This window comes from Streptomyces sp. WM4235 (assembly GCF_001279725.1).
Lineage (GTDB): Bacteria > Actinomycetota > Actinomycetes > Streptomycetales > Streptomycetaceae > Streptomyces.
On sequence record NZ_LGDE01000221.1, the window covers coordinates 1 to 797 of the forward strand.

The 797-nt window shown below is 76.3% G+C and carries 1 protein-coding gene; it reads right to left on the reverse strand.

Features of this window, described 5'->3' with window-relative positions:
- The coding region (locus ADK55_RS39810) for an AAA family ATPase (protein ID WP_234350077.1) at positions 1 to 797 on the reverse strand (797 nt) is incomplete at both ends.

Below are 797 nucleotides of genomic sequence, written 5' to 3' on the forward strand. Positions count from 1 at the left end.
GTCCACGACCACGTCGAAGCCCCCCTCGACCGCCGCGCGCAGTGCCGCGTCCTGGATCTCCAGGACGGTCTGCTCGTGCTTGTACGAGTGGCCGCGCCCGTGGTCGTGTCCGTCGAGCATGCCCCGGAGGTCGTCCAGGTTGACGCGTCGCATCCGGCCGCCGGACTCCGCTTGCAGGGCGCGCGCGGCGGTGGTCTTGCCGGATGCGGGCAGGCCCGTCATGACGTGGACCACGGGCAGGGGACGCACGGGCGGCGCGTCGGCCGCCGGGGGCTCGCTCGCCGCCGGGCCGGGCCCGACGGCCGACGGCACACCGGCCGAAGGCCGGGTGACCGAAGGCCGGGTGACCGTAGGCCCGATGACGGGGGACCCGCTGCCGGCGGGGCCCGCGGCCGACGACGTGGGCGCCGCCGAGGCGGTGGCCGGCCGCCCGGTGGTCGGGGCGACCGGGGTGACCGGCTTGCCCGCCGTGGCCGACCTGGCCTGCGCGGGCACGGTCGGTGCGCCGTCACCGGGCCGGGGCGCGCTCTCCTCGTCCGTCAGGAAGGGGACGGACGCCTCCGGTCGCAGGGAACGCCAGGTGACCAGTTCGGTCGACTTCCCGTCGAGCCGCAGGAACATGGTGGAGCGCAGGATGCCGGCGGGCAGCTGCTTCGCGGCGCGCGCGAAGGCACCCCGGTCGGCGGCCAGGTGGGCGAGGCTCGCGAAGGCCTCGTCGATGGTGCGCTCGCGCTCCGCCGCGGCTTCCTCCAGCCGGTCGATCACCTTACGGACCCAGGCGTCGAACTCGTCCGGTA